Here is a 21750-nt window from a genome sequence, read left to right as displayed (position 1 = left end):
ACTAACGCCAGCACAGCAACCGACTGGCTGCTTTTGGCCGATTGCAGTCTGTGGCGACAGGGAGTTTTGGAAAGGAAGTTTGACAGGCATATTGATCAGCAAATTCTTGACCTGACAAGCACAGCCGGAAGCGCGCCATTGTCAGGTCAAGTCGCTGTTTATACTGTCAGTAGCGTGCAGCAGTATTACTCTCAATCGCCTCCGCAGCTGCCAGGGTGTTCTTCATCAAACAAGCAACTGTCATGGGGCCAACGCCGCCGGGAACTGGAGTCATGGCCGCTGCGATGTCCTTGGCAGAGTCGAAATCGACATCACCGACTAGAACCGATACTCCACTTTTCTCGACTCTGTTGATGCCAACGTCAATGACCACTGCACCTGGCTTTATCGCCCTTGCATCAATAAATTCCGCCCGCCCGATTGCGACCACTAGGATGTCGGCTTGGCGACATTCAGTGATGAGATCGCGCGTTCGGGAATGCACAATCGTGACCGTGCAGTTTTCTTGTAAGAGCAAACTCGCCATTGGCTTTCCGACGATGTTGGACCTGCCGACAATCACCGCTTTTTTGCCACTGAGGTCACCGATCTGATCCTTCAACATCATCAAGCATCCCAGGGGAGTGCAGGGAATCAGTTTGGCTTTCCCCTGACCTAGCAGACCCACATTGATCGGATGGAAACCGTCGACATCTTTGGCCGGGTTGATTGCCGCAATAACCTTCGACTCATCAATATGGGCGGGCAACGGGAGCTGCACCAAAATCCCATGTACATAGCGGTCATTGTTCAGCTTATCGATCAGGTTCAGCAGGTCCGCTTCGGACGTATCGCTTTCGAGTAGGTGAGGGAAGGAGTCAATCCCGGACTCAAGCGCCTTTTTCATTTTGGTTTTCACGTAAACCTGGCTAGCAGGATCGCTCCCGACTAGGACGACAGCCAGCCCCGGTGCCCTACCGCGCTTCTCCCTGAAGGCCCTTGCACCGACTGCAACATTCTTGCGCAAGATTTCGGCAAACGCCTTCCCATCGATTATGGAGGCCTCTGCATTGGGCGCGTTATCCAAAGGTTGTGTAGTGGTCATTTCGTCCTACCCATTAGCGGTCAGAAAGCTGCCTCCAGGTTCTTGAAGGCAGTTGCATAATCAAGATTTCAGGCGTTCGCCTTTCGGGTCGTAAAGGCATCCACGAATGACTTTCGCGGAGCATTCTTCACCCAGAATTGTGATGGTGAGTTCAGTATCCAGGGATGCAAGTTCGCGCTTGATGAAGCCCATGGCCAAACTCTTATTAACGCGATAACCATAGGCTCCGGATGTGGTAAGCCCTACCAGTTTCCCTTGATGGAAAATGGGCTCGCTACCCAATGCATCAGCTGGGCCCGCTTGAACTTCCATCAGCACGAGACGGTGGGTGCTCGGCTTCTCTTTTTCCGCCAGCACTGCCGCACGCCCTTCAAAATCACTTTTATCGGTCTTGATGAAGTAGCTCATGTTGGCAGCCAGCGCCGAGTACTCTGTTGTCAGCTCGCGGCCCCAGATTTGATAGCCCTTTTCGATACGCATCGAGTCCATGGCCCGCAGCCCGAAGTCGACGATTCCATGTGCTTCTCCCGCCCAGACGAGGGCTTCGTATAGAGCTTGCTGATGTTGGAGTGGGTGGTGAAGTTCCCACCCCAGTTCGCCGACAAAGTTCATCCGCAATGCTCGAACGGGAGCGCCGACAACCTGGATCTCCTGGCCGGTAAACCATGGGAACGCCTCATTGCTTAGATCGGCGTCGGTGAGTTTTGCCAGTACTTCTCGTGCTCTAGGGCCTGCCAGGATTAGCGTGCCCCAATCCCTAGTGATGTTCGCGATGGAGATATCTGCGTACTTTGTTGCCCGTTGCCGCAGCCAATCTTCAATTAGCAGCTCACAAGCCGCCGGGCACATCAGGTAAAATGCGCCGCTTTCCAGCAGCGTCATGGAGAACTCCCACGCCACGCTACCTGATGGGGTGAGTACATGGGCGAGAGCTATATCCCCGCACTTGGCAGGAACCTGGTTGGGGCTGATCCGATCCAGAAATGAACGAGCATCCTTTCCAGAGATCTCGAATTTTGTGAAGGCGCTCAGATCGAGGATACCTACACGATTCTGCACGGCTTCGCATTCCGACCGGACTGCCGCATCCCAATTGCCCCGGCTGTAGCTGAAGTTTTCGACAGGGGCATTGGCAGATTGTGCAAACCAGCTGGCACGCTCCCAGCCGTAATAAGCGCCGAACACGGCATTCTTGTGCTTGAGTATTTCGTAAATCGGCGTGGTCTTCACTTCGCGACACGCCGGGCGCATCGCGTATTCGTTCGGGCAGCTTAGTTGGTATTCGTTGGCGTACAGCTCAAGCGATTTGGTGACGGTGTAGGAAAGATTGGCGTAGCTACCAAAGCGTCGGGAATCCAGCTCCCAAAGTTCAACCTCGGGGTGCCCGTCGATGATCCACTGAGCAAGATAACGGCCTGCGCCGCCGCCCTGGGTAATTCCGAAACTGAACCCCGCGCAAGCGAAGTAGTTGTCGTAGCCGTGCACGGGACCGAGCAGGGGAAGGCCATCTGGGGTGTACACGATAGGCCCATTGACCACGGTCTTGATCCCACCGTCACCAATAATTCCCACCTGTTCCATCGCTGCACCGATGATGCCTTCGAGACGGTTCAGTTCTGGTTGCAGCAGTTCCTGACCGAACGTCGTTGGAACCCCATCGACTGCCCAGGCCACCGGCTCTCTCTCGTACGGGCCGAGGATCAGCCCCTTGCCCTCTTGGCGAAGGTAGTAGGAAATATCGGGATCACGAAGCAGGGGAAGGTGGTGGGCTCTGTCCACCAAGGCTGGAATATTGTCGGTGACCAGATACTGATGTTCCAGGGAACAGATGGGGAATTGATGGCCGATCATCGCAGCCACTTCATTGGCCCTGAAACCTGCGGCGTTCACGATAATGTCCGCGTGAATGACACCTTGTTCGGTAGTCACTTCCCATTTTTTGTCGGCGAGTTGAGTAATCGCGGTAACCGGATTGTGCCGAACAATGGTAGCGCCGTAACCACGTGCCAATTGCGCCATGGCATTGGTCACGCTGGTCGGATCAATATGACCGTCATACGGGTCCCAAAGCCCACCCAGCAATCCGGTGGTGTCCAGGAAGGGATGCAGTTCCTTCAGTCGCTCATTGTCGACAACTTCTACGCCACTTAAACCTGCAAGCGTAGCGAGGCCTGCGACCCGTTTGAACTCATCCAGACGTTCCTTGGTATGCGCGAGCCGGATCGAACCTGTTTGGTGGTGACCGACCGATTGACCCGTCTGTTCCGCGAGTTGTTGGTACAGCTCGATGCTGTTTTTCTGAAGCTTCATGATGTTCAGGCTGGTGCTGAACGAAGGAAGGTTGCCCGCGGCGTGCCAAGTTGATCCAGATGTCAGTTCAAGCTTCTCCACCAGCATGACATCCGTCCAGCCGGATTTGGCCAGATGGTAAAGCGTGCTCACACCAGTAATACCACCACCAATCACTATAACTTTGGCTTCCGATTTCATCTCGGGGGGATCCTTTGACGGGTCAATTGGAGACATGATTCGCCGGGGCTCCGGGCGTCTGGATTCGATGCTAAGGTGCTTGAGATGGCACTACAAACGATGTATACCGGTGTCATTTATAAGTAGGGCTTATGCCGGGGTGCCGCGATGTCGTTGACCAATCTTCAGCTCAACTGGCTTCGGACGTTTGAATCAGTAGGGCGACATTTGAGCTTTTCGGCTGCGGCGATTGAACTGAACATGAGCCAGTCTGCGGTCAGCCAGCAGATAAAATTGCTCGAACACAAACTTGGCAAGGCGCTATTCCTAAGGCAAACACGTTCGATCCAGCTGACCGTATCGGGGCGGGCGTATTTGGCAGTGGTCCGGGAAGGCCTTTGGCATATGCACCAAGGGATGAACAACATCTTCAGCTCGGTCGCCCAAGGCGTACTTGAATTGAGCGTAAACAACTCCTTTGCGCAGTTGTGGCTCGCCCCCCGTATGGAGCGGTTTGCTGAGCTGTATCCGCAAATTTCTCTTCGCATGTACGGCGTTAACTGGGAGGCAGATGCTCCACCTTCCAGCGCAGAGCTGGAGATTCGCTACGGTGCGGGTAACTGGCAGCAGTACGACATCCAACAGCTGCTCTCGACTGAGCTGAAACCGTACTGCTCATTGGACGTTGCTGCCAAACTTCGGAGTGCCGGGGGATTGCTCAGCCTGCCCTTGATCGATGTGTTGGGTACACCCAATGGCTGGAGCGACTGGCTGGCGAATTACCCGCAAGGCGAGGCAGAAAACTATCAGCGTTTCTACGTCGACAGTTACGCAATTGCGGCGAGTATGGCGATTGAAAACGCAGGCGTGTGTCTGCTTAACGAGGAACTCGTGGAGAAATCCAGGCTGCGTGGACAGCTCGTGTCGCCGCTCGATCAGAGCATTGAGTGTCTTGCCGGGTTCTACTTGCTGAAGCCGCACAACAAGCCGCTATCAGGGGCTGCACAAGCCTTTTGCACTTGGCTGGAGTCGGAGCTTCGCTAATCTCTGCGGACTGGGTGAGGAGTCAGGAGCCCGCCATAGGCGGGCTCCTTTCCCTTAACCGTTACTTGGAAACGCGAACTGCGCAGCCTCATGGCTGGCACGTTGCGGCCATCGCTGTGTGATAGCCTTGCGACGCGTGTAGAAACGAACACCATCCGGACCATACGCATGAAGATCGCCAAACAGCGAGCGCTTCCAGCCGCCAAAGCTGTGGTACGCCACCGGAACCGGTAGCGGAACGTTCACACCCACCATGCCGACTTCGATTTCGTCACAGAACAAGCGCGCAGCTTCACCGTCGCGAGTGAAGATGCAAGTACCGTTGCCGTACTCGTGATCGTTGATGAGTTGCATGGCCTGTTCAAGGCTCGCTACGCGTACGATGCACAGCACGGGACCGAAAATCTCTTCCTTGTAGATGCGCATTTCAGGCGTCACGCGGTCGAATAGGCATCCACCCAGGAAGTAGCCATTTTCGTTGTTGGTTACCTGAAGCCCACGACCATCTACGACCAACTCGGCCCCGGATTCAACGCCTTCGTCCACGTAGCCCTTCACTTTGTCACGGTGGGCGCCGGTGATCAGTGGTCCCATGTCGAGACCGCAAGATGTGCCGGCGCCAATTTTCAACGCCTGGATCTGCGGTACCAGCTTATCGATCAAAGCATCGGCGATTTGGTCGCCCACACAAACGGCGACGGAAATCGCCATGCAGCGTTCGCCACAGGAGCCGTAAGCTGCTCCCATCAGGGCGCTAACGGCATTGTTCAGGTCAGCGTCCGGCATTAGCACGGCATGGTTTTTAGCGCCGCCCAAGGCCTGGACACGCTTGCCGCGTTTGGTGCCTTCGGCGTAGATGTATTCAGCGATAGGCGTCGACCCTACGAAGCTCAATGCTTTAACTTCAGGCGCCTCGATCAACGCATCGACGGCTTCTTTGTCACCGTGAACTACGCTCATCACCCCTTTAGGCAAACCCGCTTCTATCAGCAACTCTGCAATGTAAAGGGTCGAGCTTGGGTCACGCTCCGAAGGCTTCAGGATGAAGCAGTTGCCGCAGACGATGGCCAACGGATACATCCAGAGTGGAACCATCGCCGGAAAGTTGAACGGCGTAATACCAGCCACCACGCCGACGGGTTGAAAGTCGCTCCACGCATCGATGTTCGGGCCAGCGTTGCGGCTGTACTCACCCTTCAGGATTTCAGGGGCCGCGCACGCAAACTCGACGTTCTCGATACCACGTTTGAGTTCCCCGGTGGCGTCTTCAATTGTTTTGCCGTGCTCTTCGCTAATCATCTGCGCGATTTTGGCTTCGTTCTGCTCCAGCAACTGCTTGAAACGAAACATGACCTGAGCGCGCTTGGCGGCCGGTGTCTTGCGCCATGCTGGAAAGGCGGCTGTCGCGACGTCAATGGCATGTTGAACGGTGGCGCGATCCGCGAGTGAGACCTGATGGATGACCTCACCCGTGGAAGGGTTGAACACGTCTGCAGTGCGGCCGGCGGTGGCGATATGTTCGCCGTTGATCAGGTGTTGAATGATGCTCATGGATGAAAACCTGCAAGATTGAAACTAGAAGTGATGCTGGCGGAGTTGACCCACCAGCTTGCCTGTACGTTGTTGCGTTAATCGATGTGGTTCAAGGCTTCCCCGACGGCGTCAAACATCCGGTCAAGATCTTCAGGTTTAGCGTTGAAGGTCGGTCCGAACTGAAGGGTGTCGCTACCGAAGCGCACGTAGAACCCCGCTTTCCAAAGCGCCATGCCCGCCTCGAACGGGCGAACAATTGCATCACCTTCGCGGGGTGCAATTTGAATAGCGCCTGCGAGGCCGCAGTTCCTGATATCAACGATGTGTTTTGCGCCCTTGACGCCGTGCAATGTGCGTTCGAAATGCGGCGCCAGGTCAGCTGATTGCTGGATGAGGTTTTCCTTCTCCAGCAGATCCAATGTTGCGAGGGCCGCAGCGCAGGCAACCGGGTGCGCCGAGTAGGTGTAGCCATGGCCAAATTCGACCGCGTATTCCGGACTCGTCTGATTCATGAAGGTTTGGTAGATCTCACTGGAGGCGATCACGGCGCCCATTGGAATGGCTCCATTGGTGATTTGCTTGGCCACGTTCATGATGTCCGGCTTCACGCCGAAATACTCCGCGCCGCTCCAGGTGCCCATCCGCCCGAACCCGGTGATCACTTCGTCAAAGATCAACAGGATGTTGTGTTGAGTGCAGATTTCACGAAGGCGCTGTAAGTAGCCTTTGGGAGGCACGATGGCACCTGCGGAGCCCGACATCGGCTCGACAATAACGGCTGCGATGTTCGTCGCGTCATGCAGTTCAATGAGTTTGAGCAGCTCATTTGCCAGTTCCACACCACCGGTTTCCGCCATTCCTTTGGTGAAGGCCAATCCCGGCTGCAACGTGTGGGGCAGGTGGTCGACATCCATCAGCTGACCGAACATCTTGCGGTTGCCACCGATGCCACCCAGGCTCGTGCCCGCGATGTTCACGCCGTGATAGCCGCGTGCTCGACCGATCATTTTGGTCTTGGTCGACTGACCCTTGAGGCGCCAGTACGCCCGGGCCATTTTGACCGCAGTGTCCGCGCACTCGGAGCCCGAGTTGGTATAGAACACATGGTTCAGGTCGCCGGGCATGAGGTCAGCGACGCGCTCTGACAACATGAACGATAACGGATGGCCATATTGAAATGCAGGCGAGTAATCAAGCGTGCCCAACTGAAGGGCTACGGCCTCCTGGATCTCCTTGCGCGAATGGCCTGCACCGCAGGTCCACAGGCCTGACAGACTGTCGTAGACCTTTCTGCCGTCGGAATCTGTCAGCCAGCTGCCTTGCGCAGAAACGATGAAACGTGGGTCACGCTGAAAGTTGCGATTCGAGGAGAACGGCATCCAGTGTGAATCCAGTTTCAGCTGGCTGGCCAAGGGAAGTTCGTGAGCCTGTTGTGTGTTCATGAGCAGTGGTCCTCGTGGAGAGATACTCATCGTGGTCAATCGGATAGATGGCCTTGTTGAGCGTCCTGAAATGGAATTCAAGGCTTGCCTAGAAACTGACACGCGCTTAGATTCGATAAAACACACCTTTCGATACCATTAGTTTCAGGTTGCCTAAACTATGAAAGCGCGCCGTCCCAATCCAGTTGCTCAAGTCACTGATTTTGATATTCGGATGCTCAAGATATTTCGCAGTGTCGTGGAGTGCGGGGGATTCTCCGTTGCAGAGAGCGTTCTCGGTATTGGCAGGTCCGCAATCAGTCAGCAAATGACAGAGCTTGAGCAGCGATTAGGCTTACGGTTATGTCAGAGGGGACGTGCCGGGTTCTCCCTGACGGAGGATGGGCAGCAGGTGTATGAGGCTTGTTTACGCTTGTTGTCGGCGATGGAGGGATTTCGAAGCGAGGTCAACGGGATGCACAGTCATCTCCGGGGCGAGTTGATCATTGGCTTGACGGATAACCTGGTAACGATGCCTCACATGCGCGTCACGGATGCATTGGCTTCCCTAAAGAAAAAAGGGCCTGATGTTCAGATCCAGATTCGAATGAGTACACCTGGTGAAGTGGAGCAAGGCGTGCTGGACGGCCGTCTGCACGTAGGCGTAATCCCTCAGGTCGGTGCGCTTTCAGGCCTTGAATACCAGCCGCTGTATAGCGAGCGTTCTCAGCTCTATTGCGGTGTTGGCCATCCTCTGTTTTTCGTCAAGGATCTGGATTTAAGAGAGCAGCGTATTCAGGAGCAGGACGCCATAGCCCCGACATTCCGCTTACCTGCAACCATCCAGGAGCATTATCAAGCGCTGAACTGCACGGCCAGCGCATCGGACAGAGAGGGAATGGCATTCCTGATTCTTACTGGCCAATACATTGGGTACCTGCCTGATCACTACGCGCGGAGCTGGGTTGCAGAAGGTAGGCTCAGAGCGTTGAAGCCCTACTCCTGTTTTTACGACCTGACGCTGGCTTCTGCCACCCGAAAAGGTCGCCGTCCCCATTTGGTATTGGAGACCTTTCTCGAATCCCTCGCGATGAGCGGCTGACGGATTGTGGAACCCTCAACGTGGCAACCTACGAATCAGTACAGCTTATTAATAAGCACCTGATACATCGTTTGTTGTGGGTGTAAAACCGCTCGTACGATTCACTCCAGAGGCTATGTTCGATGCCTGTGGAGGTTTTTGATGCAACGCGAGTCTATGGAATTCGATGTCGTCGTAGTAGGAGGAGGGCCTGCCGGGCTGTCTGCTGCCATTCGCCTGCGTCAATTGGCAATGGTAGAAGGCCGGGAGTTATCAGTATGCCTGGTCGAGAAAGGCGCAGAGGTCGGTGCGCACATCATGTCCGGTGCAGTGTTCGAACCTTCCGCACTAAATGAATTGTTTCCCGACTGGCGAAACATGGGCGCGCCACTGAACACCCCGGTACAGTCAGACGAAATCTTCTATCTGTCGTGCTCACACCGTTCCATTCGGGTTCCCGGAGTATTTGCTCCTAGTACGATGCACAACAATGGGAACTATATCGTTAGCCTTGGCAATGTATGCCGTTGGCTGGGTCAGCAAGCTGAGACTCTCGGTGTCGATGTGTTTCCAGGCTTTCCTGCATCCGATGTCCTATATGACGAGGAGGGCAGGGTCAGGGGCGTTGTGACCGCTGACATGGGTGTCGGTCGAACTGGTGAGCAAAAGGGGGGCTTTACGCCAGGCATCGAGCTGATCGGTAAGCAAACCGTCTTCGCTGAAGGTTGTCGGGGACACCTAGGAAAACAACTGATTAGTAAGTATTCCCTTGATGCCGAATGCGACCCTCAACATTACGGGTTAGGCATCAAAGAAGTTTGGGAGATACCTGCTGAGCAGCATGTTCCAGGGCTTGTGATTCATAGCACTGGATGGCCATTGAGCGAGAGTGCCACTCAGGGCGGCGCCTTCATGTATCACTTGGAAGACGGCACAGTAGTAATTGGGCAGGTGGTAGATCTCAATTACCGCAACCCCCATCTTTCGCCCTTTGATGAGTTTCAACAGCTCAAGCATCACCCTCTTTATGAGCAGTATCTGCGTGGTGGCTCGCGCATCAGCTACGGCGCGCGAGCTATTGCGAAAGGCGGGCTTCAGTCGTTGCCGAAGATGCACTTTCCGGGTGGTCTGCTGATTGGGTGTGATGCAGGTACCTTGAATTTTGCAAAGATCAAGGGTTCCCACACAGCCATGAAGTCCGGGCTGCTGGCGGCTGACACCATCTATGAAGCGCTTGCTGTCAATCAATCGGCCGGTCAGGATCTGGCAGCGTATGCGGAAAAATTCAGAGCGTCATCAATTTACGACGAGCTATACCAGCAGCGTAATTTTGGTCCTGCCATGCACCGATTTGGCAATTTAGTCGGAGCCGTATACTCCTGGGTTGATCTGAATCTTTTGAAAGGGAAATTGCCTTGGACTTTCCATGACAAGCGCCCCGACTACTCGACTATGGCTACTGCCGATTGGGCTCCGGTTATTCACTACCCGAAACCCGACAACGTCCTGAGTTTCGATAAGACCTCCTCGGTCTATCTGTCGAACACAAACCATGAAGAAGATCAGCCCTGCCACCTGACACTCAGGGACTCCTCGGTCCCCATCGCGTTCAACCTGCCCACCTATGCCGAACCGGCGCAACGGTACTGCCCTGCCGGTGTGTACGAGGTTGTGGAGGATGCATCAGCGAGCCGATTCCAGATCAATGCGCAGAACTGTCTGCATTGTAAAACCTGTGACATCAAGGACCCGAGTCAAAACATCATTTGGCGCGCACCCGAGGGAGGCGGGGGGCCCAACTACACCAGCATGTAGAGGAGAAAGAGTCGCTACGCGATTGAGCGACCGAAGCGTGACTAGTGCGATGCGTGGAACAAAACAATAACGACTCAATGAACACACTGCCTTCCTTACTAGAAATCTATCGGGAGCATCATGAAAAAATTAGCGTTAGTCCTCGTCTCTGGCTTGACCTCCTTCGCCGTGATGGCGCAAGAAAACCTCACGGTTGTCACATATGGCGGGAGTGTCGCAGCGGCTCAGCAACAGTCCTCGATCAAACCCTATGCCGATAAAACAGGCGTCAAGATCCGTACCGAAGATTACTCAGGGGGTATTGCCCAACTCAAAGCTCAGGTTGACTCGAAAAAAGTGGCTTGGGATGTAATCGATATGGAAATGCCGGATGCCGTGCGGGCCTGTAATGCCGGCCTGTTGGAGCGTATCAACCCAGCGAAAGATCTTGCCCCCGCGCCCGATGGCTCCACGGCGACGGATTTTCTACCAGGTTCGCTGAACGATTGCGGGGTCGGTGCCTACATTTGGAGCACGGCGGTGGCATACAACACCAATGCCTTCAAAGGGCAGCCCCCCGCAACACTGGCTGATTTCTTCGACCTCAAAAAATATCCTGGTAAGCGTGGCTTACGCAAAGCGCCCCAGGCGAACCTCGAATGGGCTCTGCTAGCGGATGGTGTTCCTCGTGATCAGGTGTACGCCACTCTGGAGACCGATGAGGGGCTTCAGCGTGCTTTCAAAAAGCTCGACTCGATCAAGAGCCAGGTCATTTGGTGGGAAGCTGGTGCGCAACCTCCGCAGTTGCTGGCAGATGGTCAGGTCACGATGACTTCCGCTTGGAATGGTCGGATCTGGGCCGCACAGGCGAAAGAAAAACAGCCATTCAAAATCATCTGGGACGGTCAGATGTATGACATCGATGTGTGGGCCGTGCCGGTGGGTGCTCCCAATAAAGCCAAGGCCATGGATTTCCTGCGTTTCGCAACCTCGACTCAAATTATGGCTGACCAAAGTCAGTACATCGCTTATGGCCCTACACGCAAGTCGTCCCAGCCACTGGTTCACGCCGATATGAAGTCGAGTATGCCGACAGACCCGGCCAACTTTGCGACGGCATTGCAGGTTAATTCCGAGTGGTGGGGCGATCATGCTGACGAGCTGAACGAACGGTTTAATGCTTGGCTTGCAAAGTGATCCTCTGAATTTAGCCGTTAAGCCGTGTGGGTAGGCTTGCCATCGAAGTACCAGATTCGGTGATGGATAGCGGCTATTAGCCGAGCTGATCAAAGGAATTGCTCTCTGCTTGGTGCACTTTGCCCGACGCTTGCGTCGGGTTTTTTTATTTCAGCGCAAAAACAAAAAAGTGACCTGCAAGACGTATCGACGAATAAGTGCTGCTTATCCATGTGCTCAATATAGATCGTTTGTAAGAGGGTATAGGGGCTTATAGCATCGGATTCCAGAGGTTTGGACTTATTCGGAGGTTGCTATGAAGGTGCTGGTGGCGGTGAAGCGTGTCGTAGACGCCAACGTCAAAGTCCGTGTCAAAGCGGATGAATCTGACGTTGAGTTAAGCAACGTAAAAATGTCGATAAACCCCTTCTGCGAGATCGCTGTGGAGGCCGCACTTCAGTTGAAGGAAAGCGGGCAGGCCAGCGAAGTCATCGCTGTATCGGTGGGCCCTGACGTTTGTCAGGAACAGTTGCGAACCGCCCTGGCAATGGGCGCAGACAGAGCCGTGCTGATCAAGACGGGTAACGATCTGGAACCCCTTGCGATTGCCAAGCTTCTCTACACGGTCACCCAGCGTGAAGAACCCGGCATTGTTCTCCTGGGCAAGCAATCCATCGATGGTGATAACAACCAGACCGGTCAAATGCTTTCCGCATTGATGGGCAGCGCTCAAGGCACCTTCGCTTCGCAAATCAACGTCGTCGGTGACTGGGTCAATGTCATTCGTGAGGTCGACGGCGGGCTGGAAACCAGAAGCCTGCGTTTGCCAGCAGTGATCACCGCTGACCTGCGCCTCAATGAGCCGCGCTACGCCTCACTTCCGAACATCATGAAAGCGAAGAAAAAGCCACTGGAGGTGATTGATGCCAGCGACCTCGGTGTCGATATCGCTCCTCGTTTGAAAGTCATCAAGGTCTCGGCGCCGCCTGAGCGCAAGGCAGGTATTCGTGTGAATAGCGTTCAAGAACTGGTCGAGAAGCTGAAGAACGAAGCGGGGGTGATCTGATGGCTGTTTTATTGATTGCTGAGCACCACGAGGGGACTCTTAAGTCAGGCACCTTGAACGCTCTTTCAGCGGCTGCGAGCCTTGGAGCCGACATCGACGTTTTGGTAGCAGGTCAGCAAGCGGGCAGTGTCTCGGAGACATTGGCTGCGTTTGCAGGTGTGAGTTGCGTACTGATTTCAGATGCGCCTGAGTATGCCGATCAAGGTGTCGAGAATGTGGCCGCTCTGGTTACCGAGCTGGTGAGGACCTCGACCTATGGTCATGTCATTGCCGCCTCTACGGCGTACGGCAAAAATTTGCTTCCTCGTGTGGCTGCATTGCTGGATGTCGCCCAGGTCAGTGACGTTGTGGAAATCGTTTCCCCGAACACATTCGTTCGGCCGTACTACGCCGGTAATGCCCTGGCGACCGTTGAAAGCTCTGACGCAGTCAAGGTGCTGACCGTTCGGACCACAGCGTTTGCAGCTGCCGAACGGATGGGGGCATTGGCGCCCATCAAGACCATTTCCGTCACTCACGACACCGGTCTTTCCAAATTCCTGAGTGCCGATTTCAGCGTCTCTGACCGCATCGAATTGACCTCGGCCAAAGTCGTCATTTCCGGCGGTCGCGGCATGGGCAGTGGCGAAAATTTCGCCCTGCTGGAAAAAGTTGCCGACAAGTTGGGTGCCGCGGTGGGTGCCTCTCGCGCAGCCGTCGACGCCGGTTTCGTCTCCAACGATATGCAGGTCGGCCAGACAGGCAAGATCGTGGCGCCTGACTTGTACATCGCTGTCGGCATCTCGGGTGCCATTCAGCATCTGGCGGGCATGAAGGATTCCAAAATCATCGTCGCGATCAACAAGGACGAAGAAGCACCGATATTCCGCGTTGCTGACTACGGTCTGGTTGCCGATTTGTTCGAAGCCGTTCCGGCTCTTGAAGCTGCCCTGTCTTAAGGAGTCTGAAATGAGCGCCAAGCGTACCTATACATTTGCTTTCGATTGTCCGGATCGGGTGGGAATCATCACCCGCACGGCGGGTCTTTTCGCCAGTCATGGCGGCTGGGTTGAGGAGGCCTCGCAGTTCTCTGACGAAGAGAGCAATCGCTTCTTCAGTCGTATGGTTGTTCGCGCGGAGACCTTGCCGTTTGACATCGAAGTGTTGAAACGCAAAGTCGAACCGCTCGCACAGGAGATGTCGATGAACTGGCGTCTGGTCGACAGTGACCAGCTCAAGCGAGTGGTGTTGATGTGCAGCAAAGGCTCGCACTGCATGACCGATTTGCTGGACCGCTGGAAGACCGGTGACTTGGTCTGTGACATCGCCTGTGTGATTTCCAACCATGAGGATTTACGCAGCCTGGTTGAGTGGTACGGCATTCCATTCGAATACGTACCGGTCGACAAAGACAACAAGGCAGCAGGGTTTGCCAAAACCGAACAACTGATCGATGAGTACCGCGCGGACTGCATCGTTCTGGCGCGTTACATGCAAATCCTGCCGCAGAACCTGTGTGAAAAATACCGCCACAAAGTGATCAATATCCATCACAGCTTCCTGCCCTCGTTCATCGGCGCAAAGCCGTATCACCAGGCGTCCCGTCGTGGAGTAAAGCTGATCGGCGCGACCTGTCACTACGTGACCGAAGACCTCGACGAGGGGCCGATCATTGAGCAGGACGTCGCGCGCGTCAGCCACGAACAGTCTGTCGATGATCTTGTGCGGTTAGGCAAAGACGTCGAAAAAACCGTATTGGCCCGTGGGCTTCGAAACCATCTCGAAGATCGCGTGCTCGTGTACGGCAATAAAACCATCGTGTTCTAAGCACCCCCAATCGTCGAGCCAGTTGCCCTGCCTGGGGTGCTGGCCCTGGAGTTTAAAATGAGTAATACCGTTCCGAGTTCGGCTCGTGTCGTCATCGTCGGTGGTGGGGTTATCGGGTGCAGCGTTGCATACCACCTGACCAAACTGGGCATCAAAGATGTCGTGCTACTGGAGCGCAAGACGCTGACCTGTGGCACGACGTGGCATGCCGCCGGCCTGGTGCCGACCCTGCGTGCGACTTACAACATGAGCATGCTGGCGAAGTACAGCGCTGGTCTGTACGAGGGCCTTGAAGCAGAAACCGGCCAGGCCACTGGCTTCGTGCGTAACGGTTCCTTGAGCGTCGCGACTCACCAGGAGCGTTTCACCGAACTCAAGCGCGGCGCGTCGATGGCCAAGCTCTGTGGCTTTCCATGTGAAGTGGTTAACCCTGAGCAAGCGCTTGACCTGTGGCCACTGCTGAACATCGAAGACATCGTCGGTGGCGTGTATTTGCCATTGGACGGTGTGGTCAACCCGGTTGACGTCACCCAGGCACTCGCCAAGGGCGCTCGAATGGGCGGCGCTAAAATCATTGAAAATACCCAAGTCCTGGATATCAAAATCAAGGATGGCAAGGCCGCAGGCGTCGTCACGGCTCAGGGCGATATCGACGCTGAGTTCGTGGTGAACTGCGCCGGTATGTGGGCGCGTAATTTCGGCAAGAAAGCCGGGGTCAACATTCCCCTTCATGCCGCAGAACACTACTACGTGGTCACGGAGCCGATGCCGGAAATCAACGGCATCATGCTGCCGACATTGCGTGACCTGGACTACTACAACTACTTCAAGACCGACGCCGGCAAACTGTTGATCGGCACCTTTGAACCCAACGCCAAACCTTGGGGGCATGAAGGCATTCCTGACAGCTTCAGTTTTGACGAGTTGCCACCTGATTTCGATCACCTGGAACCCTACCTGGAAGCGGCCATTCGCCGAATCCCTGCGCTGGAGAAGACCGGGCTGCAAGTGTTCTTCAACGGTCCAGAAAGCTTTACCCCCGATGACCGCTACCACTTGGGCGAAGCACCTGAGTTGCGCAACTATTTTGTCGCCGCAGGCTTCAACTCGGTGGGCATCCAGTCAGCGGGTGGCGCCGGCAAGGTGCTGGCCGAGTGGATCGCTAAAGGTCATGCTCCGATGGATCTGTGGGACGTCGATATCAAGCGTAATTTGCCTTTTCAGGGCAACTCTCAGTACCTGTATGACCGCACCACTGAAGGTTTGGGCCTGTTGTATGCCATGCACTGGCCATTCCGTCAGTTCGAGTCCGCTCGCAACGCACGCAAAAGCATCCTCCATGACCGTTTGGTGGCCGCCAATGCCTGCTACGGCGAAGTGGTCGGCTGGGAGCGCGCGAACTTCTTTGCACCGCAGGGTCAGAAGCCGGAATACGGGTACAGCTGGGGCAAGCAAAACTGGTTCGAGTGGTCGGCAGCCGAACACAACGCGGTGCGCAAAACCGTCGGCCTGTTTGATCAAAGTTCCTTCGCCAAGATCCTGGTCCAGGGCCGCGATGCGATGTCGGTGCTCAACCGGATCTGCAGCAACAACATTGATGTCGAGCCGGGCAAGATCGTCTACACCCAGTGGCTCAATGAGCGAGGTGGTATCGAGGCCGACCTGACGGTGACACGTCTTGAGAAGGAGTCGTTCCTCATCGTCACCGGTCCATGGACGCAGACTCGCGAGCTGAACTGGCTGCGCCGCAACACGCCGGACGAGGCGAATGTGGTCTACACCGATGTCACCTCGTCGATGGCCGTGATCAGCGTGATGGGCCCTAACGCCCGCAATTTGCTGCAACCGCTGACCACCGACGACCTCTCCAACGAGGGCTTCCCGTTTGCCACCTCCAGGGAGATTGAACTCGGCTATGCCCGTGTACGAGCGTCACGGATTACCTACGTGGGCGAGCTGGGCTGGGAACTGTACATCCCAACTGAATTCGCTCCGGATGTATTTGACCGAATCGTTGCCGCGGGCGAGCCACACGGCCTTAAGTTGTGTGGTTATCACGCCCTGAACTCCCTGCGTATCGAAAAGGGCTATCGCCACTTCGGCCACGACGTGGTGGAGGAGGACACCCCGCTGGAAGCAGGACTGTCGTTTGCCTCGGACTTCAACAAGGCCGGCGGTTTCATCGGCAAAGAGGCTTTGCTCAAGCAGAAAGCCGAAGGCGTGAAAAAACGCATGGTCCTGTTCAAGTTCCTCGATCCGGAAGCTACCAACTATCACGAAGAGCCGATCTATCGGAACGGAGAGATCGTCGGCCGCACGACCTCTGGGATGTACGGCCATTACATCGGCGGCAACGTCGCCATGGGGTATGTCTGCAACGCCGAAGGTGCAACGACTGACTGGGTGAAAGAAGGCAAGTACGAGATTGAGGTGGCGACGAAACGGTATGAGGTTGAGGCCAGCCTTCGTGCGTTCTACGACCCTGAAATGAACAAAATCAAGTGCTGACCCCCCTGGGCCAACCGTATTAACGGCGGTCAGGCACGGTATAGAAACCTCATAACAACAAGTCGATTGAGTCGCGCAGTGCCCGGAGGTTCGACTCCGGGCCAGGCGCAAAAATCGCCGGAGACAACCATGAATGCAAAATGCATCGTCAGGTCGAAGTCGTCGACAATCCAACAGGGTTCGCCACTTCGTGCCGCTCCATCACACCTTATCGATTCCGGGCTCGCCCTGAGCCTTTTCTGCCGAAAGATTCCTCTTGAGTTTGCCGCGTTGACCAACAGACACGGGCGTCCGTACGCCTGATTGATGGCTGTCCTGAGTCCACGCGAACAAGAGAAACCGTGTGAGCGCCGTTTAGGACGGCTTCGCACTTAGCTGATCAAAGAATTGCAGAAGGGTGTTCACATGCAAACAGAATCCTTTGTGAGTTTTCGCAATGTGCAGAAGAGCTACGACGGCGAAAACCTCGTGGTCAAAAACTTCAATCTGGATATTCAGCGTGGCGAATTCATCACCATGCTTGGGCCGTCCGGCTCTGGAAAGACAACGTGCCTGATGATGCTGGCGGGTTTTGAAACCGTCACTCACGGGGAAATCTCCATCGACCGCCTGCCGGTCAACGACATCTCGCCACAGAAGCGGGGTATCGGCATGGTCTTTCAAAACTATGCCTTGTTCCCGCACATGACCATTGCTGAGAACCTGGCTTTTCCGCTCAAGGTTCGCGGCCTGTCTTCAAGCGACATCCAGGGCAAAGTCAAGAAGTCCCTGGACATGGTCGCCATGGGCCCGCTGGGCAATCGCATGCCGGCACAACTGTCCGGTGGGCAGAAACAACGAGTGGCCCTGGCTCGGGCGCTGATTTTTGAACCTCGCCTGGTGCTCATGGACGAGCCGCTCGGCGCGCTCGATAAACAACTGCGCGAGCAAATGCAGTACGAGATCAAGCGCCTTTCCAAGCAACTGGGCATTACCGTTGTTTACGTCACCCACGATCAGACTGAAGCACTGACCATGTCCGATCGCATTGCGGTGTTCAACGATGGTGTGGTTCAGCAACTGGCCAATCCGTCCGACCTGTACGAGAAACCCGAGACCGCCTTCGTTGCCAGCTTCATCGGTGAAAACAACCGGCTGACGGGGGAGGTCATCGAGCGCGACGGGGATTACTGCCAAGTGCAAATCGGCAACCTTCGAGTGAAGGCCGTTGCGGCGAAATCCGCGAGTACCGCCCGTGGCACGAAAACCACCTTGTCGATTCGTCCGGAGCGCGTCTACCTCGATCCAACCGAGGGTCAATGCGACAACCGGCTACCGGCAAAAATTCAAGAGCTGATCTATCACGGGGACCATCTGCGTCTGCGGTTGAGCGTCGCGGACCAGGATGACTTCATCGTCAAAGTGGTCAACGGCGTCAACCAGTCGACGCCGACTCCCGGCGCCCTGGTGACCGTAGGGTGGCGTGCTGACGACTGTCGAGCGCTCAACACCGTTATCTAACTTTCGTCACCGCTCACACGGAGATCACTCCATGAATCGCCCTGTAATGTCTGAAGGGCCTGCGGATCGGCTGTTTGTGCAGCCGAAGGTTGGCCAGTCAATAAAGGAAAGCCTGGACAAGGCCGAGCGTCGGAACAAGTTCAAGTCCGTGCTCCTGGTGTTACCACTGCTTGCGTTTATCGCCGTGTTTTTTCTCATGCCTATTGGCGACATGCTGATGCGTAGCGTGCAAAACGGCACGCTCGCAGACTACATGCCGAACAGTGCGGTTGAGTTGAAGCAATGGGATCGGCAGGCACTGCCTGAAGAGAAGACGTTTGCAGTCCTCGGCAACGATATTCTCTCCCTGCTCAAATCGCAGAACCTGGATCGGGTTGGGACTGACTTGAATCGCGTGCAAAGCGGCATGAAGCTGCTGTTGAACAAGACGGCGAGAGGTCTGGAAAAACAGAGTCAGGCTGGGATCACCGAATTCAAGCCGCTAATGATCAGCATCGACAAACGCTGGGGTGAAACCGCGACGTGGTCGCAGCTCAAGGTAATGGCGCCCTCGATTTCCGCAGTGCATTACCTGGCGGCGGTGGATCGTCAATACGACGATAACGGCGACATCGCCCAGCAGCCGGAAAGCCGGCAGATCTATGTCGACAACCTGCTGAAGACGCTGGCGGTCAGTGTCGCGATCACCTTCATTTGTTTTCTATTGGGCTATCCGCTGGCGTACTTCCTGGCCAGCTTGCCGGACCGCTTCAGCAACTTGCTGATGATTCTCGTGCTACTGCCGTTCTGGACATCGTTGCTGGTCCGGACCAGCGCCTGGATCGTGATTCTCCAGTCAAACGGGGTTTTCAACGATGTCCTTCGCAGTCTCGGCATCATCAATCAGCCGCTCGATCTGATGTACAACCTTTACGGCACGATCATCGCTATGACCCACATCCTGCTGCCGTTCATGGTGCTGCCGCTTTACAGCGTCATGCGTGGTGTCGACCAGACCTACATCCGAGCTGCGCACTCAATGGGCGCAAGCTCCATGCGCACTTTTTTCAAAATCTACTTTCCGCTGTCCCTACCGGGCGTCAGTGCGGGGGGGATTCTGGTCTTCATTCTCGCGGTGGGCTACTACATCACGCCCGCACTCGTGGGCGGCCGAACCGGCCAGATGATCAGCAACTTCATCGCCTATCACATGCAGACGTCCTTGAACTGGGGCCTGGCTTCGGCAATCGCCAGCCTGCTTCTGGTGGTGGTGCTGCTGATGTACTGGGTCTACGACCGATTCGTAGGCATTACCAATATGAAGTTGGGGTGAGCCATGAGCCTTCCAAAATACATCGGACCTTTCGAACGCTGCTGGTTTTTCACCGTGCGCGGATTTGCCCTACTCGTCCTGCTGTTTCTGGTGGTGCCGATTCTGGTCATCATCCCGTTGTCCTTTAACGTCGAGCCGTATTTCAGCTTCACGTCGGACATGCTTCATCTGAAACCGGAGGCATTTTCCCTACGCTGGTATTACCAGCTGATCAACGACCCCCTTTGGGTGCTGTCGATCAAGAACAGTTTCCTGGTGGCGTGTGGTGCAACGGTGATCGCTACCGCACTCGGTACTCTCGCATCCATTGGGCTGAGCCGCGCTGACCTGCCGTACAAGCGCCTGCTCACCGGCATTCTGATTTCGCCGATGATCGTCCCTGTGATTATTTCAGCCGCTGGCATGTACTTTTTTTACAGCAAGTTGGGGATTGGCCAGAGCCTGCTCGCGCTGATCCTGTCGCACGCTGTGCTGGGTACGCCTTTCGTGATTCTGACCGTCACCGCAACGCTCGTGGGGTTCGATCATTCACTGACCCGTGCCGCCGCCAGCATGGGGGCATCGGCGACCTATACGTTTTTCAACGTGACGTTTCCCCTCATTCGCCCCGGCATCATTTCAGGCGGGCTGTTCGCATTCATCACTTCGTTCGATGAGGCGGTGATCGTTCAGTTTTTGGGTGGGGTCGAGCAGCGCACCATCCCTCGTCAGATGTGGTCCGGAATGCGTGAGCAGATCAGTCCCACGATTCTCGCCGCTGCAACGTTGCTGATCATTTTGTCTGTCCTGCTGTTGCTGTCTATCGAAGTCCTGCGCCGTCGTTCGCTCCGCGTTCGTGGAATCACTAATTGATCTGAGATCTAGGGAAGCAGTTATGAAAAAGATGTTGATATGCGCGGTAACAAGCCTCGCGTGTGTGTCTGCGATGGCGCAGGAGAATCTGACGATTGTCACGTACGGTGGCTCATTGGCTGCTGCCCAGACCAAGGCAGCGATCAAGCCATTCAGCGAGAAAACCGGAGTGAAAACCACGCTGGAGGATTACTCCGGTGGCATCGCTCAGCTCAAGGCTCAAATCGATACCAAAAACGTCACCTGGGACGTTGTCGACATGGAATTACCGGATGCCGTCCGGGCGTGCAATGCGGGGCTGTTCGAACGTATCAACCCGAGCAAGGACTTGGAAGCGGGGACGGGCGGCGCCCCGGTTGACGTGGACTTCATCTCCGGCGCCGTCACCGACTGTGCGGTGGCAAACATCATTTGGTCGACGGCGGTCGCTTACAACGTCAACGCGTTCAAAGGTGAGCAGCCCGCAACGCTTAAGGATTTCTTCGACCTGAACAAATTCCCTGGCAAGCGTGGCTTGCGCAAGGCGCCTCAAGGCACGTTGGAGTGGGCACTGCTGGCTGATGGGGTGCCTCGTAATGAAGTGTATTCCACCTTGGAAACCGAGGCGGGTATCGAGCGGGCATTCGCCAAACTCGACTCGATCAAGAGTCAGGTGATCTGGTGGGAAGCAGGTGCCCAGCCGCCGCAGTTGCTTGCGGACGGCCAGGTCGTAATGACCTCGGCATGGAATGGACGTATCTGGACGGCCCAGACCCAAGAGAAGCAACCGTTCAAGATTATCTGGGACGGTCAGCTGTACGACATGGATGTGTGGGCTGTGCCGGCCGGCAGCAAGAACAAAGCGCGGGCCATGGAGTTCCTCAAGTTCGCCACGAGCACCCCGGTGCTGGCTGAGCAAAGCAAATACATCGCCTATGGCCCGACGCGTAAATCTTCGCAAGCTCTGGTCAGCGAGGAGATGAAACCGCATCTGCCGACCTCCCCGGAAAACTTCAAGACAGCATTACAAATGAATGCCGAGTGGTGGGGGGACCACGCCGACGAACTCAATGAACGCTTCAATGCCTGGCTGACAAAGTAAACCTTTGCCTTTACAGCCTTCTC

Annotated in this window: 16 protein-coding genes; 12 read left to right on the top strand and 4 right to left on the bottom strand. The window is 55.5% G+C overall.

Going from position 1 to position 21750, the window contains the following annotated elements; genetic code table 11:
• Positions 1-166 precede the first annotated feature (166 nt).
• Entirely contained in the window at positions 167-1084 is a 918-nt protein-coding gene (gene folD / locus CD175_RS08285; RefSeq protein ID WP_104448473.1) for a bifunctional methylenetetrahydrofolate dehydrogenase/methenyltetrahydrofolate cyclohydrolase FolD, read from the bottom strand.
• A 60-nt stretch (positions 1085-1144) separates the two neighbouring features.
• Positions 1145-3574 (bottom strand): FAD-dependent oxidoreductase, encoded by a 2430-nt coding sequence (locus CD175_RS08280; protein ID WP_158255659.1) that lies wholly within the window; start codon positions 3572-3574, stop codon positions 1145-1147.
• Positions 3575-3721: 147 nt separating this feature from the next.
• Here CD175_RS08280 and CD175_RS08275 point away from each other — a divergent pair, with 147 nt between their 5' ends.
• The gene (locus CD175_RS08275) at positions 3722-4597 is read left to right on the top strand and encodes a LysR family transcriptional regulator (protein ID WP_007978216.1); all 876 of its coding nucleotides are present in this window, start codon (positions 3722-3724) and stop codon (positions 4595-4597) included.
• Between the two features lie 54 nt (positions 4598-4651).
• Here CD175_RS08275 and CD175_RS08270 read toward each other — a convergent pair whose 3' ends face one another.
• Entirely contained in the window at positions 4652-6148 is a 1497-nt protein-coding gene (locus CD175_RS08270) for a CoA-acylating methylmalonate-semialdehyde dehydrogenase (RefSeq protein WP_104448471.1), read from the bottom strand.
• 77 nt (positions 6149-6225) lie between these two features.
• Complete coding sequence (aptA, locus tag CD175_RS08265; protein ID WP_104448470.1) at positions 6226-7572, bottom strand: omega-aminotransferase AptA; 1347 nt, start codon at positions 7570-7572, stop codon at positions 6226-6228.
• Between the two features lie 160 nt (positions 7573-7732).
• Between aptA and CD175_RS08260 the strand changes: the two genes are divergently transcribed.
• From CD175_RS08260 to CD175_RS08210, 11 genes are all read left to right on the top strand, one after another.
• Positions 7733-8653, top strand: a complete 921-nt coding sequence (locus CD175_RS08260; RefSeq protein WP_104448469.1) for a LysR family transcriptional regulator — start codon at positions 7733-7735, stop codon at positions 8651-8653.
• 141 nt (positions 8654-8794) lie between these two features.
• Entirely contained in the window at positions 8795-10447 is a 1653-nt protein-coding gene (locus tag CD175_RS08255; protein ID WP_007978225.1) for an electron transfer flavoprotein-ubiquinone oxidoreductase, read from the top strand.
• 120 nt (positions 10448-10567) lie between these two features.
• Complete coding sequence (locus CD175_RS08250; RefSeq protein ID WP_104448468.1) at positions 10568-11623, top strand: ABC transporter substrate-binding protein; 1056 nt, start codon at positions 10568-10570, stop codon at positions 11621-11623.
• Positions 11624-11918: 295 nt separating this feature from the next.
• On the top strand, positions 11919-12668 hold the full coding sequence (locus CD175_RS08245) for an electron transfer flavoprotein subunit beta/FixA family protein (protein ID WP_104448467.1): 750 nt from the start codon (positions 11919-11921) through the stop codon (positions 12666-12668).
• Complete coding sequence (locus tag CD175_RS08240; protein ID WP_007978230.1) at positions 12668-13606, top strand: electron transfer flavoprotein subunit alpha/FixB family protein; 939 nt, start codon at positions 12668-12670, stop codon at positions 13604-13606. The genes CD175_RS08245 and CD175_RS08240 overlap by 1 nt, the downstream gene beginning before the upstream one ends.
• Before the next feature lie 10 nt (positions 13607-13616).
• Positions 13617-14474, top strand: a complete 858-nt coding sequence (purU, locus tag CD175_RS08235; protein ID WP_007978233.1) for a formyltetrahydrofolate deformylase — start codon at positions 13617-13619, stop codon at positions 14472-14474.
• A gap of 57 nt (positions 14475-14531) precedes the next feature.
• Positions 14532-16982, top strand: a complete 2451-nt coding sequence (locus CD175_RS08230) for a GcvT family protein (RefSeq protein ID WP_007978235.1) — start codon at positions 14532-14534, stop codon at positions 16980-16982.
• Positions 16983-17387: 405 nt separating this feature from the next.
• Positions 17388-18482, top strand: coding sequence for an ABC transporter ATP-binding protein (locus CD175_RS08225; protein ID WP_007978237.1), 1095 nt, complete (start codon positions 17388-17390; stop codon positions 18480-18482).
• Between the two features lie 31 nt (positions 18483-18513).
• A complete protein-coding gene (locus tag CD175_RS08220) occupies positions 18514-19794 on the top strand; it encodes an ABC transporter permease (RefSeq protein WP_205886323.1) in 1281 nt (426 codons plus the stop codon).
• A 3-nt stretch (positions 19795-19797) separates the two neighbouring features.
• The gene (locus tag CD175_RS08215; protein WP_104448465.1) at positions 19798-20646 is read left to right on the top strand and encodes an ABC transporter permease; all 849 of its coding nucleotides are present in this window, start codon (positions 19798-19800) and stop codon (positions 20644-20646) included.
• Positions 20647-20668: 22 nt separating this feature from the next.
• Positions 20669-21727 (top strand): ABC transporter substrate-binding protein, encoded by a 1059-nt coding sequence (locus tag CD175_RS08210; RefSeq protein ID WP_104448464.1) that lies wholly within the window; start codon positions 20669-20671, stop codon positions 21725-21727.
• The last annotated feature ends 23 nt before the right edge of the window (positions 21728-21750 follow it).

The sequence above is a fragment of the Pseudomonas laurylsulfatiphila genome, from assembly GCF_002934665.1.
In the GTDB taxonomy this organism is placed as follows: domain Bacteria; phylum Pseudomonadota; class Gammaproteobacteria; order Pseudomonadales; family Pseudomonadaceae; genus Aquipseudomonas; species Aquipseudomonas laurylsulfatiphila.
Note: the sequence above shows the minus strand (reverse complement) of the source record. Positions and strands in the feature narration are given on the sequence as shown.